Below are 15,790 nucleotides of genomic sequence, written 5' to 3' on the forward strand. Positions count from 1 at the left end.
TGTTTCAGTTTCCTAATTATTTTTACAGGGGGCAAAAAATGAATATCCTTAACTTCTTGATGTCATTATTCAATTCTGGAAGAAGAACTCAGCAAATGTTTAATTTATTTAGAAATAGACGGAATAATAGAGGATGGATTTGGGTTTCTTTACTAGGATTAGGAACAGTTTTTAGTGTAATAGCAACGCGTAATTCAAATATGATGAAACCTATCCAACGTTTGTTCCAAGGCACGACAAGAACGTTTATTCCACCCAAAGTAAACTTGGCAAATATGGAATTTGCTAATGAAATTACGCCTTACAGTCAAAAAAAGCAAGGTAATCAAAACCAATAACTATCGTGAATAATAAAAAACTCGTTTTTAGTCACGAGTTTTTTATTATTCTTAATGACTCTATAGCTGCGTCGAATAGATTTTCCCTTTTTTATTACAACTTCACTTCATTGTTGATAACCAATAACATAATTTATTTAATGTGTTGCCCCGCCGCACGCTACAATATCATGTTCTACTTCTAATGCGACTTGTATTAACAATTCAATTCCTTTTGTAATAGTAGAAAGTGACATACTCGGTTGCCCTGGATGACTACTTGCTTGTTCTGGTAAAAACGGAATGTGTATAAATCCGCCTCGAACTGCATTTTCGCTTTTTGCTAACATACGCATCAGTCCATAAAAGAGATGATTACAAACAAATGTACCTGCCGTTTGCGAAACAGAAGCCGGTATGCCTTTTTCACGAAGTTTTTTCACAATCGCTTTCATCGGAAGTGTAGACCAGTACGCAGCTGGTCCCTCTTCTATAATAGGTTCATCAATTGGTTGATTCCCTTCATTATCCGCGATTCGTGCATCATCTACATTAATTGCAACGCGTTCCACTGTAATGTCTGGTCGTCCTCCTGCTTGTCCTATACATATGATAAGCTCTGGTTCTATTTCTTCTATATAAGACTGCAGCACTTGTAATGATTTATGAAACACAGTCGGAACTTGTTTACTAACAACCCTGTAATCTCCAATCACTTGTCCATCAAGCTGTTTTGCAACTTCCCAAGCAGGATTAATCTCCTCTCCACCAAAAGGTTCAAAACCAGTTAACAATACGCTTTTCATCCTTCCCACTCCTTACTAAAATCGATATACAAGCCCATACATGATAAACATATTAATAACAAAAATAGTAATCGCAATAGGTGCTTGCGCTTTAATTACCGCATTTTTATCTTTTAATTCTAATAGCATCGCTGGTACAATGTTGAAATTCGCTGCCATTGGCGTTAACAATGTCCCGCAATACCCTGCAAACATTCCAAGCGCTGCCATAATCGCTGGGTTACCACCATGCATTTGTACGATAAGAGGTAAACCAATCCCGCCTGTAATAACAGCAAATGCCGCAAATGCATTCCCCATTACAACGGTAAACAACATCATTCCTAAACAATATGCCATAACAGCAACAAATGGATATTCTGTTGGCAATACTTGTCCTACTAAATCAGATACAACTTGACCCACACCAGACTTTGCAAAAATACCACCAAGCGCCGCTAACATTTGTGGTAAAATAACTGCCCACCCGACAGCTTGTAATAATCTACTTCCTTCTTGTACAGGAGCTGTTATTTTTGCTTTTGTGATTCCCATTGCCGCTACGAAAGCGAGCAATGCGCCTAGAGCTAACGCGATTAATGTGACTTTATCAGGATCAACGAGAGATACATTTCCAAACTTTAACTTTCCTAGAGTTAACGTACCAATAATCGTAAAAATAGGAATTAAAATAGCAGGCATGAATATTTTGTTTCTTAAGTTTTCTGCATGTTTCACTCTCTCTTCAGTAGGTGCTTCTTTTTCATTTGATTTTGTTACTTTATTCAATGATGCTAGAACGACCATCGCTAATACAATACAACCGATATAAAAAGATGGAATGATATTCCCAAATAAAAATGTGATAGAAAATAATGCCCAAAATAAACTTGAACCAAAGCGATTTGGATGCCTACGATCAAAAGCGACACGAATTGCGACAAAAGCAACAATAATACCTAATAAATAATAAATTGTATCAAGTGTAATCAAATTCATCTTATATCGCCTCCTTTTTTTGACTTTCTTCTTTTTTCATCGTTTTTTCAATATATTTATCAAACTGTTTAAATCGAATCCAACTTACAATAAAAGCTGAGATTGCCGTAGGAATTCCCCAAAGCGCCATATCCCACACACCAACATGCATTCCTACAGAATCAAAGAATCCTTTCATTAATAAAATTGCTCCTGTTGCGATAAAAATATCTTCGCCGAAAAACCATGCTGTATTTTCAGCTGCCGCTGCATTCGCTTTAATCTTTTCTTTCAGTTTCTCTGGAAGTTTTCCGTAACGACCTTGCGCAGCGCCTTCTGCCATCGGTGCAACTAATGGTCTTACTGTTTGTGCATGTCCACCAATGTTAAGTCCTACTGCCGCTGATCCTTCGCGAATCGCAAAATATGACATAAGTACTCTTCCTGTTGTAGCTCCTTTTGATTTCGTTATTAACGCTTCCGCTCTTTCTTTCAGTCCATACCGTTCTAATATTCCAATAACAGGAAGTGTTAATAAAATTGGCATCGACATATATCGATTTTCTATGAAAAACTTTCCAAACATACTAATCACATCATAAAAACTCATCCCTGAAATCATACCTGTTGCAATTCCTGCAACCATAACAACTAATAACGTGTTCAGACGAAATAAAAAGCCAATCGCTACAAGCAATATTCCAATTAATTTCAACATCTATGTATCTCTCCCTTATTCTATTTTAGTGTACAAACAGAAATATCATTTAATTTCAATATTCTGTATATTTTCTCTGCGAATTGCACAGCCCTCTCGCCATCACCATGTATACAAATTGTTTGTGCATGTATGGATACAGAATTTCCATCAACAGCTTGTACATTCCCCTCTTGCACCATTTGCAAGACTTGCTTAATTGCTATATCTTCATTTTTTATAAGGGCGTTTTCTTCTGTTCGGCTCGTCAACGTTCCATCCGGTTGATACGTACGATCTGCAAATGCCTCTTGTACAAGCTTCAATTCATATTTTTCAGCTGCTTGTATAAATTTGCTATTCGCTAACCCATATAAAAATAACGCTGGATTTATATCGTAGATTGCTTTTGCAATTGCGTCTGCAATCTCCTGATCAGTAGCTGCCATATTATAAAGGGCACCGTGCGGTTTAACATGATGCATACTCCCTCCTGCCGCCCTTACAAATCCATCTAATGCTCCGATTTGATATAAAACGTAATCATATACCTCATCTGGTGAAACGCGCATTGTCCTTCTCCCAAACCCTAATAAATCTGGAAAACCAGGATGGGCGCCTATTTCTACATTATTTTTCAATGCCTTTTCAACTGTTTGGCGCATAACAGTTGGATCGCCTGCATGAAAACCACATGCAATATTTACTGATGAAACAAATGGAAGGATTTTATCATCATTTCCTATCTTATATGCACCAAATCCTTCTCCTAAATCACAATTTAAATCAATGGTAACCATATTCTACTCCTCCTTTAAACTTTTAACGCAATGAATTCCTTTAATAGATTCATATTTTGTTCTTGCTCTATGTACAGCTCTGTCGCTTCTGTTATAGAAGTCTTTACAAACGTGACATAATCACCTGGTTTCAATTGTGCGAGAATAGGTAAATCAACTGATATAACATTACCAATTCGTGGATAACCACCTGTCGTTTGTCTATCTGCCATTAAAATAATGGGATGACCACCTGACGGCACCTGAATTGTTCCAAATGTAACTGCACTTGATAGAATCTCAGATTGTTCTATTCTTTTTAGTTCTTCACCTTCAAACCGATACCCCATACGATCTGCATAATTAGAAACTCTATATTCTTTTGTAAAAAAAGCTTCTAAACTCTCATCCTTAAATTGATCCCACTCAAAATCTGGAATAACACGAATGATTGGACTACGACTGTATTTAGGTAGGACGTGATTACATATACCCCAAGGTGTTGCTACTCTTTCTTCATCTATCAATTTCTTTATCATACAAGTAGTAAATTTTGACGGTGTACCAATTTGAAAGACATCCCCCTTTTTCAGTGCTCGCCCCTCTAATCCACCTAACCTCGCTCTTATATATGTACTTTTACTTCCCATACTACTTACAACATCAATTCCTCCTGCAAATGTTACATATGTCCGACATCCAAACTGCGCTTTCCCGAAGCAAAGCATGCTCCCTTCTTTTGCCAGCACTGGTTGCCATAACGGAATGGGTTCCCCGTTTAACAGAGGTTCCATATTCGCACCACCAATTGCTAGCAATGTTGTTTTCTTTATAAGAAGTTTCGGTCCCATCATTGTAATTTCTAATCCAGCTTCATTCTCTTCATTCCCAACTAACATATTAATCATTCTTAATGCTCTCTGGTCCATCGCACCGCCAACAGGTACACCATATTGTTGATAGTGATATCTTCCTAAATCTTGAACGGTTGTAAACATCCCTGCATGTAAAACCTCGACATTCATTTCTTATCTCCCTCCATAACCAGATACTCTTCCTCTGTTATTGGGATAAAACGTAAATGCATTCCACTCTGCACATATGTAGGTGGCTCTTTAGTTGGCTGAAACAAAGAAACAGGTGTCCGGCCAATAATATTCCAGCCCCCTGGTGTTTCTAGTGGATATATCCCTGTTTGACTTCCACCAATTCCAACCGAACCAGGTGCTATTTGTAAACGTGGTGTTTGTTTTCTAGGTGTTTCTAACTCTTTAGGCATTCCACCCAAATATGGAAAACCGGGTGTGAATCCTAGCATATAAACAAAATAGGTTACTTCACTGTGAAGGCGAATCACATCACTTGCATGTAGTTCATGATATGCCGCAACTTCTTCTAAATCAGGTCCATATTCTCCTCCATAACAAACTGGAATTGAGATGCATTCATATTGTTTTTGCACTTCATTTTGATTATGACAAAGTAACTTTTTCATATATTCACATACAAAATCATAAGGTGCTACCTTTCTTTCATTTTTCCTCCATAACTTATATACATCATAGTAAACCGTTAAAGAAGAAAAAGAAGGTACACACTCAATCATCCCATCAAACGGATTTTTCTTTAATAGAGCACGTAAATTTTGCACATTTTCATATATATCCAAATCGATTTTCTCCCCAAACGTAACAACAACTGCTTGATCCCCTAACGCTGAAAATTTCATCACATACCTTCCTTTTCACCTATCCAGCCAAGTTCTTTTGAGATTTGGTGTGCCGTTTCTTTTACTTTTATAATAAAGTTTGGAATTGCCGATTCATTATACTCTACTTCTAATCCTGAAATACTAATACCAGCTATTACAGTGCCATCACTTGCAAAAATAGGCGCTGCAATGGCAGCTGTATGATTCTCAAGTTCCGAATAACTGATCGTATACCCATCTCTTTTCGCCTTACGTAACCGGCCTTGCAACTCTTCTTTATCTACAATCGTTCCATCTGCAAATCGTTGTAACTGCACTTTCTCTATATACTGCTTTTGATCATCTTCTGAAAAATATGAAAGTAAAATACGCGGACATGCTCCTGCATATAAAGGCGCCCGTCTTCCAATCTCTGTGTATACCCTTACTGGTTGGTCGCCATCCATTTTCTCAATATAAATTGCCTCATTATCATCTTGAATAATTAAATTGACAGCTTGCCCAAGAGAATCTCTAAGTTTTTTCATATATGGCTTTGCAATATTTCGTACGGATAATCGCTTTGACACAAGTTGACCGAATCGTAAAAATACCAACCCCAGCCTATAACTTCCCTTTTTTGTCTTTTGTAAAAAGCCCATTTCTTCAAGTGAACCAATTAAACGGTATACAGAAGTTTTTGGCATACCTGTATGATGAACCATTTCCGTTAACGTTAATTCTTCATGTTCATAAAAAAGTTCTAAAATATCCATCGTCTTTACTGCCGTTTTATTTACACTCATCTTAACTCTCCTACATTCCACAATTCGGAACAATAATTCCGTTTTTCGAAACAATAATATAATTTAAAATTATAAAATATTCTTTCTATTTAAACAATATTTTTCTCAAATAAAAAAAGCATTGAAATTAACATTCAATGCTTTTTCACGCAAATATGAAAATCCTCTCTTTAATGCAGTGCTCTTACTTGTTGCAACGGCCAAAATACCGCTTCACCTTTTCCGACAATTTGATCTTCAGAAACAAATCCAAACATGCGACTATCTTTTGAAACTTGACGATTATCTCCTAATACAAACACTTGACCTTCCGGTACTTTTGTTTTCCCAGTTTTTTGTTCTAGTGTAAAATCAGGCGTTAATGTTCCTTTAGGTACTTCGGCCTTATAACCTTCCAAGTATGGTTCATCGACCGCTTTTCCATTGACGTATAATACATCATTTTTATACCCAACCGTATCTCCTGGCAAGCCAATTACACGCTTCACTAAATCATGTCCTTCTTTTCCATGAAAAACGATAATATCAAAGCGATCTAACCCCTGTATATTAAAACCGATTTTATTTACAAGTACACGTTCATTATTTTCTAGCGTGGGCATCATAGATTCACCTTGGACGAGTGAAGGGGTAAATAAAATACCACGTACAATAAAAGCGATTCCTACTGTAATACCTATCGTTTTCACCCATGAAATGATTTCTTTTTTCTTACTTTTCTTCATCTTTTCTCCTCTTCTCTAGCATTATAATGACTTTGTTAATTCCACTAAATCTTGTACAGATTTTTGATCAATTTCAGCAAAACAAGACTTATCTTCTCGAACTGCAGTACCAACATGTGCTTCTGAAATTCCTGTTTCGTTCAATAGTCGCTTTATATTTTCTTTTGTCACACCACTTCCAACAATAAGCTGGAAATCACCTTGACTTACTCTTTGCATTTCATGAAGTACAGGTATATTTTCTTCTATCTTCCCTTGACCACCAGAAGTTAAAATGTGAGTAATCTTTTCAAAATTACGTAATGTTTGAACTGCACCAACAAGATCATCCACTTCATCTATCGCACGATGAAATGTAACATTCATTCCATCTACAACAGATAATAGATCAGCCAAGTTTTTTTCATCAATTTGGTTCTGCTCATTTAATACACCTAAAACAACACCTGCTACGCCAAGTTCTTGTGCAATTTGTATGTCCTCTTTCATCATTTCGATTTCTTCTGCCGTATATATAAACGATTTAGCATGCGGACGAATCATAACATGGATCGGTATGTTTACTGCTTTTACCGCTTTTTTTATAAAAGCATAACTTGGCGTTAACCCACCTTCTGTATATGCTGAAATGAGCTCAATTCGATTTCCACCAGCTTTTTCAATTCGTTTCACATCTTCTAAACAAGTTGCAATGATTTCTAGCATAAAGCTACCTCTTTTCATACTTTTTCCACATTATTATACCGCAGCACAAATCAGAAACCTAGGTTTCCCATGTAAAACATGAAAAAAGGAATAAAAAAGAAAGATTTTTCAAACTCCTATAAAACAAAGCCTTGCTAGATTATAAATGAAGTAGATTAGTAAATACATGAGAAGATTCATGTGTCATTGATAACATTAAAATTCTCTCCTGAATAGATTTCTATATCGTGTAGCAAAAAGAGTTCGGCCCCTCAAGGCATCGAACTCTTTTTTCACGATAGGGCTTTTGACATACTTGAGAAATATATGAATTTATTTTCTTTATTTCCATAATACCTATATTTCTGGTATTCTTTTAATATAATTCTAAATTTTGTAACAAGTCATACAAGGGGGCTCATTATACGATGAATATGAAAGTTACAACATTGACAGCAACAACTATCGCAATCACTTCTCTTCTCCCATCGATTACTGAAGCGGATATGCAAACAACAGCTGTACAACCAAAGAACAATGTAAAAATCGGATACGTAAAACTTGATAACGTCCAACTATATCAAGGAAATACAACAAATAGTGATTCCCTTGGAAATATTTCATATAACACACCTGTTATTATTCTTGAGACTACACATGACTGGTATAAAGTAAACGCCCAAAACAAAATTGGTTACATACAAAAATCTAATTTGTCTTTGAAAAAGCTAAATCAAGAGCGCAATCAGTATATCGTAAATACAAGCGCTTTAAACCTTCGTTCTGAACCAAATATTCAATCAGCGATTCTTGATGTATTACCAAACGGGACATTTATTTCTGTGCAAGAAACGCACAGTGACTGGTACCTCATCTCTCACAATGGAAAAACAGGATACGTAAAAAAAGAATTTGTATCCAATCGTTCACAGCCATTCGTTAAAGGAATTACTATACAAAATAACTCTTACTATGTTGCAACTCCTAGATTAAAAGTACGAAGTGGGGCAGGAACAAATACCGCTGTTATTGGCTCTTTGCAAAACGGCACACAAATACAAGTAGTAGGTAAAGTAGGTTCATGGTATAAAATTCGTTTTGGCTCTGGATATGGATATATTGCTCAACATTATGTATTACAAAATGAACAACAAAAAAAGTCTGTGTCACCTTCTATCCCTGCTGTTTTTAAATTTCCAACACAGGGACAAGTTAGCTCAAATTTTGAAGTTAGATGGGGACAAATGCATTATGGTGTCGATTTTACAGCAGATGGGGATATGCCTATTCGTGCTGCAGCCGCAGGAAAAGTTATCAAATCCTATTATTCTAACAGCTACGGGAACGTCGTTTTCGTTACCCATTACATAAAAGGAAAATTATATACAACTGTTTATGCGCATATGAAAAACCGATCTGTACAAGTCGGAGATCGCGTTCAAACTGGACAAATGTTAGGTCAGATGGGGAATACTGGACATTCAACAGGGCAGCACCTTCATTTTGAATTACATAATGGGGCATGGAATTTTAAAAAAACAAATGCCGTTGATCCACTTCCTTACTTAGTTAGGTAGGTAACATCTTATGCTGCGTAATATTCCATTACTCATTGAGTATCTAGCTTTTTTCGGCCTGATCTGTTGTTTCCTTATTTATGATACCAATATATATTTTTTAAGTATGCTCATCTTATTTGTATGCTGTGAAATATTACTAGAAGTATTTAAAATACGCTTCAAAAAATACATTTCTCATTTATATACAGCACTCATTATTATCTCCTGTTTCATCACTATTTTAAAAATTGATGGTCTATTTATATCGAGTATGTTCCCTGCATTTTTTATAAGCATTCTTCTTATCGTATCCCAATATATCTACGTACCTGAACATCACAAAAAAGAAAATAAAGAGACAAAAATTGTATAGCCTTTTCTAACATAATATCCATGCAAAAAACCACTTTTGAAACATGATTCAAAAGTGGTTTTTTCTGCATAAAGTATTTCGCTTTATAACTCCATACTGTTTAAAATATCTTTTAATGCCTTTAACTCTTCAACCGTCAATGTAACGCCTTTTCCCATTTTGTCATGCTCTGGTGCCCAATCACGCAGATCATATTTTGGCTCTTTACCGTTCCAACTAATTAAATTAAGCTCTTTATTCCAGCCTTTAGGTGACTGTGATATAGCTCCAAAAGTTTCTTTAATATCAAATTTGATTTCTGCCACGATCATTCCTCCTTTACCATATATATTCCCTAATTGATTCTCCTACATTCTCTCATATGTTATATCGATAGAGCTAATTTTCTGCACGTCGATTATTGAACACCTTTAACGATTCATCTCTCTATATAAAAAGGACTTCGCCTCTTTTTTCACACTTACCTTTTATCAATCTTCGCAGCAATTCGATTCCCAATAAATTGAACAGATTGAACAAGAACAACAAGCATAAGTACCGTAACAACCATAACATCTGTTTGGAAGCGATAATATCCAAAGCGGATTGCTAGGTCCCCAACACCACCGCCTCCGACAACTCCCGCCATAGCGGAATAGGAAATAAAACTTACCGTTAAAACAGTTAAGCTTAATACAAGGCCTGAACGCGCTTCAACGAGCAGTACTTTCCACACGATTTGCAGCGGCGTTGCTCCCATTGCTTCAGCAGCTTCGATTACTCCTTTTGGAACTTCGCGCAATGCTTGCTCTACGAGTCTCGCAAAATAAGGGATGGCTGCTACTGATAAAGGAATCGTTGCAGCGATTGGACCGATTGTAGTTCCCAATAAAGTTCTTGTGAGAGGCACAAGTGCTACTAGTAAAATGATAAATGGAAATGAACGAATAATATTGACAATGCCGTTTAAAATACGATGAACAATATTTTGTTCCAAAATTTGTCCTTTGCTAGTAAAATATAAAATTACTCCTAAAGGAATACCTAAAATAATTGCTGCTCCAACTGAAAGTCCAACCATTAATAATGTTTGTAAAAGTGATGTCCAAATCTCTGGAAGGAGCGGAATAACATTATTGAACATGTGCAATGCCCCTCTCTTGCTCTACTCCTAATAAAAGTTTCGCAATTTCTGTTGTTGGTTTTAAATGTTGGTCGCGTAAGTGGAATGATTCAACAACTTCTCCTTCTTCCATTACCGCTACTTTATTACAAATTTGTTTAATGACATTCATTTCATGCGTTACAATTACGATTGTAACTCCTAATTCTTTATTTATCTTTTGTAAAAATTGCAAAATAGATCGTGTCGTTTTCGGATCAAGTGCCGATGTTGGCTCATCACAAAGTAATACCTTAGGATCATTTGCTAATGCACGCGCAATCGCAACACGCTGTTTTTGCCCACCGCTTAGCTGTGAAGGAAAATGATGTGCTTTATCACTTAAACTAACAATCTCCAAGCATTCTCTTACACGTTTTTCTTTCTCTTCTTTTGAAACTGATTTCAATTCTAATGGCAAAGCAATATTATCCGATACACTTTTATTATGAAGAAGATGAAAGTGTTGAAAAATCATACCGATTGACTGTCTGGCTGTTCGTAATTCTTTCTTTGATAGCTTTGTTAAGTCTTCACCATTTACAATGACTGCACCTGAATCCGGCTTTTCCAGTAAATTCATTGTACGTAATAATGTAGACTTTCCAGCGCCGCTTAAGCCCGCAATTCCATATATATCATGTTCTTCAATTTGCAAAGATACTGATTTTACACCGTGAAATAAACCTTCTTTCGTCTGAAACGTTTTATTTATATCGCGTAACGTTATCATGTTCACTCACTCCTTTTCAATTGATTTATAAGCATCTTCTGCTAGTAATGAGAGTGTTACATCATCCATTGGTGGATTGTGTAAACCAGCGCGAACATTTAAATAATAGCGGTGCAGTGGATTCTTTTCAGATAAACTTTTTGCTCCTACAATTCTCATTGCCTTATCAACAATTGATATCGCCGCATTCGTCGCAATATATTTCGCCGCTGCTAATTCCGCTTGCAGGGATTGTTTATCTTCCGCCTCATCATATTTTTTCGCAACTTGGTATAAAAAAGTACGAGCTTGCAAGAGTTCGAGCTCTAATTCGCCTACTAATCTCCTAACGTTTGGAAGTAAACTGATTGGATGATTTAAACTATTCGGTTGATATGATTTCGCAAAATGAATTGCATAATTTCTTGCAGCCTGCGCAATTCCTAAATAGCATGCTGGTATGTGAAGTAACCATCCAATTCCTTTCGGTTTCGACTGTGAACCTTTTACATCTGTAAAAAATTTATCTGGGATTTCAACATTCTGCAGTACAAGATCATGGCTAGCGGTTCCACGCATCGCAACACTATCCCATGTCTCTTCAATCAACACACCCTTTTCATGTCTTGGAATCACAAATTCTCCTATCTCATCTCGCCCTTCAATGCTCGCAGATATAATGAAATAATCAAGTACTGGCGCCATTGTTGTGAACGTTTTTCTTCCATTTATAATCCACTTATCACCTTTTTGGACAGCGAGCGTTTCTGGCTTTCCTCCCCGCGTTGGACTCCCTGTCTTTGGTTCAGTTGCTGCCCGGTTAAAAAGAGCGCCTTTTTTTACTTCTTCACAAAACCAAGAAAACATCTCAGGTTTCCATGAGCGATTTTCCGCAAGTTCTTTCACTATTCCAAGATGCCAACCGATTGATAAAGCTGTTGCTCCGTCTCCCTCTGCAATCTTTTCTTGAAATAAAACAAAATCATACAATGAAATGGCCTTTCCTCCGACATCTTTTGGTAATGTTAACTTCGTATAACCGATATGCTGCAACTCTTTAATATTTTCAAAAGGAAAAGATCCGAGTTCACTCAGTTGATGTTCCCTTCCTGCAAATTGCGGAACTAGCTCCTTTAGTTTCTCCAATACGAGAACTTGTTCTTCTGTTTCTATAAATGATAATGTCATATCAAGATCTCCTTTACTTTAAGTAATCAGGAAGCACGAATCCTTCAAATTGTTCTTCAGATTGAATCATCTTTTTAAATTCTGGTGAATGGTACGCTTCAATTAAGTCTTTCGCAAATTGTTTTGCTTTATCTTCATCACGAACAGTAACAATAATTCTGTGTTGCGAAGGTGTTTTTTCTAATTCCAATGCTTCTTTTAACTTATGTCCAGATGAAATGACAAGGTTTCCGTTAATAATACCGTAATCTAAGTCTTTCATCGCTCTTGGGATCTGTGGTGATTCAAGCGGTACTAATTTGAAATCTTTCTTTTTAAACGTAATGTCTTTTTCAGAGATTGTTAAAATATTTACATTTTCTTTTAATTTCACCCAGCCAATCCCTTCTAAAATACGTAATGCTCGTTCTAAATTAACTGGATCATTTGGTACCCCAATCTTCATTCCATCTTTCAAATCATCTAATGATTTATGTTTTTCAGAGTATACACCTTGAGGTGCTGATGGAACTTGAATAATACTTGAAATTTTCGCATTATTTTCTTTTGCGTAAGACTTCATAAAAGCAGTACTTTGAAATATATTTGCATCAATATCCTTATTCGTTAATGCTGGATTTGTTTCGTTTGGTGAATTAAACTCAACAATTTTAATTTTGTACCCCTTTTTCTCTAAGTACGGTTGTACTGCTTTTTTCACTTGATCGCTATATGGGCCAGGTGTAAAGCCTAAACGAATCTCTTTTTGATCGCCCCCTGATTTCTGCGTACAACCAGTAATAATAAATAAACTACATACAATACTTACAAGTGCAAAAAATAAACGCTTCATCCCTTCTCCTCCTACTAAAAAACAACCTTACATATAAGAAGGTTGTCATCTCTTTTCCTTCTTATCTACTCGGAATTAGCACCTTTTTTATTAACAGATAGGTTGCTGAAGTTTCATTGGGCCGTTCCCTCCACTTCTCTCGATAAGATTATATTTGATTATGCATTCTATTGTGTCACTATTCCGATGAAAATACAAGGTTTTTTATTTAAAAATTTTCTATAATTTGTAAAGTCATAAAAAATCCGCATCATATTTGCATAAAAAAGGATAGACTCCGTAGAACCACTCTACCTTTGTCTATCCTTTTCTTTATTTTTTAATCGCCTTTCAACATACGTAAAGGTAACGATGCAACATACCCAATATAAGAACATAATTCTTTAAAGAAAAATGGAATTTCTGTATCTAATGTTTTATACGCTGACGTTGGCGTTGGTGATGCATATGCATCCATCCCAATATGCTTCGCTATTTTCATCGCTCGCTTCATATGAAGGGGATCACTTACAATCGTGTATGTATGTAAGCCATTATCAATTCCGACCTGCTTTGCATTCTTTAAATTATCTTCTGTAAAACGCGACTGTGTTTCAATTAATATATCTTCATCCTTTACGTTATGCTTTAATGCATACGCTTTCGCAGTGCGTGCTTCTTCCTGCTCTGCTTCAAATTTCGTACCACCTGTAAAAATAATTTTTTTAATACTTCCATTCTTATACAAAGAAATTGCATGATTGATTCTTTCACGAAATACAGGAGACGGTTTTCCGTTCCAAGAAGCCGCCCCTAGTACAATAGCAGCATCTGTATCCACCTCATCTGTTTTAAAACGATAACTCCAAATATCGTAAGCTGCATAACTTATAAATACAATGATAGAACTAACCATGAGTAAGAACACTTGCAAAACTCTTCTTTTTTTACTTTTTTTATTTTGTTTCATTTGTACTGGCCCCCGTGCATTATCCATACTTCTAAAAAATAATCTATTTTAAATCATTATATTTGAGTTCATTTGAAAGAAGGCACGTTTCTAAACAATTGATTCGTGCTATAAAGGGTTTTCATTCAAATAGAGGATTTTTCATTTACTATTTTTTGTGGTTCATATTTTATGAATTTGATTTATGTACAAAATTTCTCATACAACTCTATTGTAACGAATTTCTTCACAGAAGGGAATGATGAAACAAAAGTATATAAAAAAAGGAATCACTTTGTAAGAAAAAAGAAGTGATTTTCCTAATTTCATAGAAACACACCTCTTTTTTCTATCTACTTTATAATCCAATATTTCATATGCTGTTCTTCCAGTACACATTTGAATCCTGTTTTTTCTAAAACCTTACTTGAGGCAATATTACTCTTGAAACAATCCGCTTTAATGATTTGCACCTCATTAGTCTGCTGTAGCCATTCAACGAAAGCTTTTGCCATTTCAGTTGCATAGCCATTCCCTTGATATTCTGGCACAATACTATATCCAATCTCTACTGTATCCCTTGAATCAGGTGCACCTTTACAACCCATATCACCAATAATTAGATTATCTTCCTTATGAATAATGAGCCCACTCCATTTACTTTGCTTTGGATTTTTTCGTAAACCTTCTGCAATCCACGGCAAGATATCTTTATAATCAGGCATGGGCCATTCTAAAGATACTTTATATGGTATGATTTCTTGCAGCTCTTCTCTTCCTTTTATCGTTGCCTCAACAAGTTCTAATGTAAAGGGAATCATTTTTAGTCTCTTTGTTTCAATATTTGTCACGTATGCCCCCTATTTATGTAAATCCATTTTTTTCAGTAGTTGCTCTTTCACTACTGGCCACTCACTCGAAATGATGCTATATACTACCGCATCCCTTACATAGCCACTCGGTAACTTTCTCTCATTTCGTAGTACACCTTCTTTTACAGCACCAAGCCTTTCAATCGCTCGCTGCGCTTTTTCATTTCGTAAATCTGTCTTTATTTGCACGCGTAGCATTTGTAACTCTTCAAACGCATATTGCAATAGCATGTACTTACATTCCGTATTAATACTCGTTCGTTGTACACTCGGATGATACCATGTTTGGCCGAGTTCAACCGTTTTGTTATCATTTGAAATACTATACAAACGTGTACTCCCTACAACTTCATTCGTTTTTTGATCTATCACAACAAATGGTAAATCCGTTCCTTTTTTATAACGTTTTACTGCCGTTTCAACATATCGTTCCATATCTTGATAGTTGTCCATTTTAGCTATTAAATACGTCCATATTTCTTTATTTCCTTCCACAATAGCAAATAATTTTTCTACATCATTTGCACCCATTAATCGTAGCATTGCTCTTTCGTTTACTATTTCCATAAACAATTCCCCTTTTCTCTTGTATCTAGCTATATTATAATTCGTCTTACAACGTATATCAAAATATTCAAAACTTTATTTTCTATCACTTAAAATCTAATCATACAGAAAAAAGGCTCACTTTTATAACGCAAGTGAGCCTTTTTCATCTCTCAAA

General features: G+C 35.8%; 19 protein-coding genes and 1 riboswitch. Of the genes, 2 read left to right on the forward strand and 17 right to left on the reverse strand.

Annotation, left to right across the window (positions count from 1 at the left end; all coding sequences use genetic code 11):
* The first annotated feature begins 38 nt into the window (after positions 1–38).
* Positions 39–338, forward strand: coding sequence for a hypothetical protein (locus tag AC1M36_RS01700; protein WP_336452229.1), 300 nt, complete (start codon positions 39–41; stop codon positions 336–338).
* Positions 339–475: 137 nt separating this feature from the next.
* Here AC1M36_RS01700 and pcp read toward each other — a convergent pair whose 3' ends face one another.
* From pcp to AC1M36_RS01745, 9 genes are all read right to left on the reverse strand, one after another.
* Complete coding sequence (gene pcp, locus AC1M36_RS01705; protein ID WP_336452230.1) at positions 476–1,123, reverse strand: pyroglutamyl-peptidase I; 648 nt, start codon at positions 1,121–1,123, stop codon at positions 476–478.
* 15 nt (positions 1,124–1,138) lie between these two features.
* Positions 1,139–2,101 (reverse strand): DUF979 domain-containing protein, encoded by a 963-nt coding sequence (locus tag AC1M36_RS01710; protein ID WP_336452231.1) that lies wholly within the window; start codon positions 2,099–2,101, stop codon positions 1,139–1,141.
* 1 nt (position 2,102) lies between these two features.
* Complete coding sequence (locus AC1M36_RS01715) at positions 2,103–2,798, reverse strand: DUF969 domain-containing protein (protein ID WP_336452232.1); 696 nt, start codon at positions 2,796–2,798, stop codon at positions 2,103–2,105.
* Between the two features lie 20 nt (positions 2,799–2,818).
* Entirely contained in the window at positions 2,819–3,577 is a 759-nt protein-coding gene (gene pxpA, locus AC1M36_RS01720) for a 5-oxoprolinase subunit PxpA (protein ID WP_336452233.1), read from the reverse strand.
* Positions 3,578–3,591: 14 nt separating this feature from the next.
* A complete protein-coding gene (locus AC1M36_RS01725; RefSeq protein WP_431613193.1) occupies positions 3,592–4,581 on the reverse strand; it encodes a 5-oxoprolinase subunit C family protein in 990 nt (329 codons plus the stop codon).
* Entirely contained in the window at positions 4,578–5,285 is a 708-nt protein-coding gene (gene pxpB, locus AC1M36_RS01730) for a 5-oxoprolinase subunit PxpB (RefSeq protein ID WP_336452235.1), read from the reverse strand. The genes AC1M36_RS01725 and pxpB overlap by 4 nt, the downstream gene beginning before the upstream one ends.
* The gene (locus tag AC1M36_RS01735) at positions 5,285–6,052 is read right to left on the reverse strand and encodes an IclR family transcriptional regulator (protein WP_336452236.1); all 768 of its coding nucleotides are present in this window, start codon (positions 6,050–6,052) and stop codon (positions 5,285–5,287) included. The genes pxpB and AC1M36_RS01735 overlap by 1 nt, the downstream gene beginning before the upstream one ends.
* 170 nt (positions 6,053–6,222) lie before the next feature.
* The gene (gene lepB, locus AC1M36_RS01740; RefSeq protein ID WP_431613192.1) at positions 6,223–6,777 is read right to left on the reverse strand and encodes a signal peptidase I; all 555 of its coding nucleotides are present in this window, start codon (positions 6,775–6,777) and stop codon (positions 6,223–6,225) included.
* A 21-nt stretch (positions 6,778–6,798) separates the two neighbouring features.
* Positions 6,799–7,482 carry a copper homeostasis protein CutC gene (locus AC1M36_RS01745; RefSeq protein WP_336452238.1) on the reverse strand — a complete coding sequence of 228 codons (684 nt, stop codon included), beginning with the start codon at positions 7,480–7,482 and terminating at the stop codon, positions 6,799–6,801.
* Positions 7,483–7,889: 407 nt separating this feature from the next.
* On the opposite strand from AC1M36_RS01745, the gene AC1M36_RS01750 reads away from it, so the two are divergent.
* The gene (locus AC1M36_RS01750; RefSeq protein WP_336452239.1) at positions 7,890–9,038 is read left to right on the forward strand and encodes an SH3 domain-containing protein; all 1,149 of its coding nucleotides are present in this window, start codon (positions 7,890–7,892) and stop codon (positions 9,036–9,038) included.
* Positions 9,039–9,476: 438 nt separating this feature from the next.
* On the opposite strand, the gene AC1M36_RS01755 is transcribed toward AC1M36_RS01750, so the two are convergent.
* The 8 genes from AC1M36_RS01755 to AC1M36_RS01790 form a co-directional block, all read right to left on the reverse strand.
* Complete coding sequence (locus AC1M36_RS01755; RefSeq protein WP_174101151.1) at positions 9,477–9,698, reverse strand: YdbC family protein; 222 nt, start codon at positions 9,696–9,698, stop codon at positions 9,477–9,479.
* A gap of 155 nt (positions 9,699–9,853) precedes the next feature.
* On the reverse strand, positions 9,854–10,516 hold the full coding sequence (locus AC1M36_RS01760; protein ID WP_336452241.1) for a methionine ABC transporter permease: 663 nt from the start codon (positions 10,514–10,516) through the stop codon (positions 9,854–9,856).
* Complete coding sequence (locus tag AC1M36_RS01765) at positions 10,506–11,267, reverse strand: methionine ABC transporter ATP-binding protein (RefSeq protein ID WP_336452242.1); 762 nt, start codon at positions 11,265–11,267, stop codon at positions 10,506–10,508. Before AC1M36_RS01765 ends, AC1M36_RS01760 begins: the two co-directional genes overlap by 11 nt.
* Before the next feature lie 6 nt (positions 11,268–11,273).
* Positions 11,274–12,434 carry an acyl-CoA dehydrogenase family protein gene (locus tag AC1M36_RS01770; protein WP_336452243.1) on the reverse strand — a complete coding sequence of 387 codons (1,161 nt, stop codon included), beginning with the start codon at positions 12,432–12,434 and terminating at the stop codon, positions 11,274–11,276.
* A gap of 13 nt (positions 12,435–12,447) precedes the next feature.
* Entirely contained in the window at positions 12,448–13,266 is an 819-nt protein-coding gene (locus AC1M36_RS01775) for a MetQ/NlpA family ABC transporter substrate-binding protein (protein WP_336452244.1), read from the reverse strand.
* Between the two features lie 58 nt (positions 13,267–13,324).
* Positions 13,325–13,415: riboswitch (SAM riboswitch) on the reverse strand.
* Between the two features lie 170 nt (positions 13,416–13,585).
* Entirely contained in the window at positions 13,586–14,215 is a 630-nt protein-coding gene (locus tag AC1M36_RS01780; RefSeq protein WP_479845532.1) for a YdcF family protein, read from the reverse strand.
* Positions 14,216–14,547: 332 nt separating this feature from the next.
* Positions 14,548–15,045 carry a GNAT family N-acetyltransferase gene (locus AC1M36_RS01785; RefSeq protein ID WP_479845533.1) on the reverse strand — a complete coding sequence of 166 codons (498 nt, stop codon included), beginning with the start codon at positions 15,043–15,045 and terminating at the stop codon, positions 14,548–14,550.
* A gap of 9 nt (positions 15,046–15,054) precedes the next feature.
* A complete protein-coding gene (locus AC1M36_RS01790) occupies positions 15,055–15,633 on the reverse strand; it encodes a GNAT family N-acetyltransferase (protein ID WP_479845534.1) in 579 nt (192 codons plus the stop codon).
* Positions 15,634–15,790: the final 157 nt, after the last annotated feature.

Source organism: Bacillus sp. Medicinal_06, from assembly GCF_056711665.1.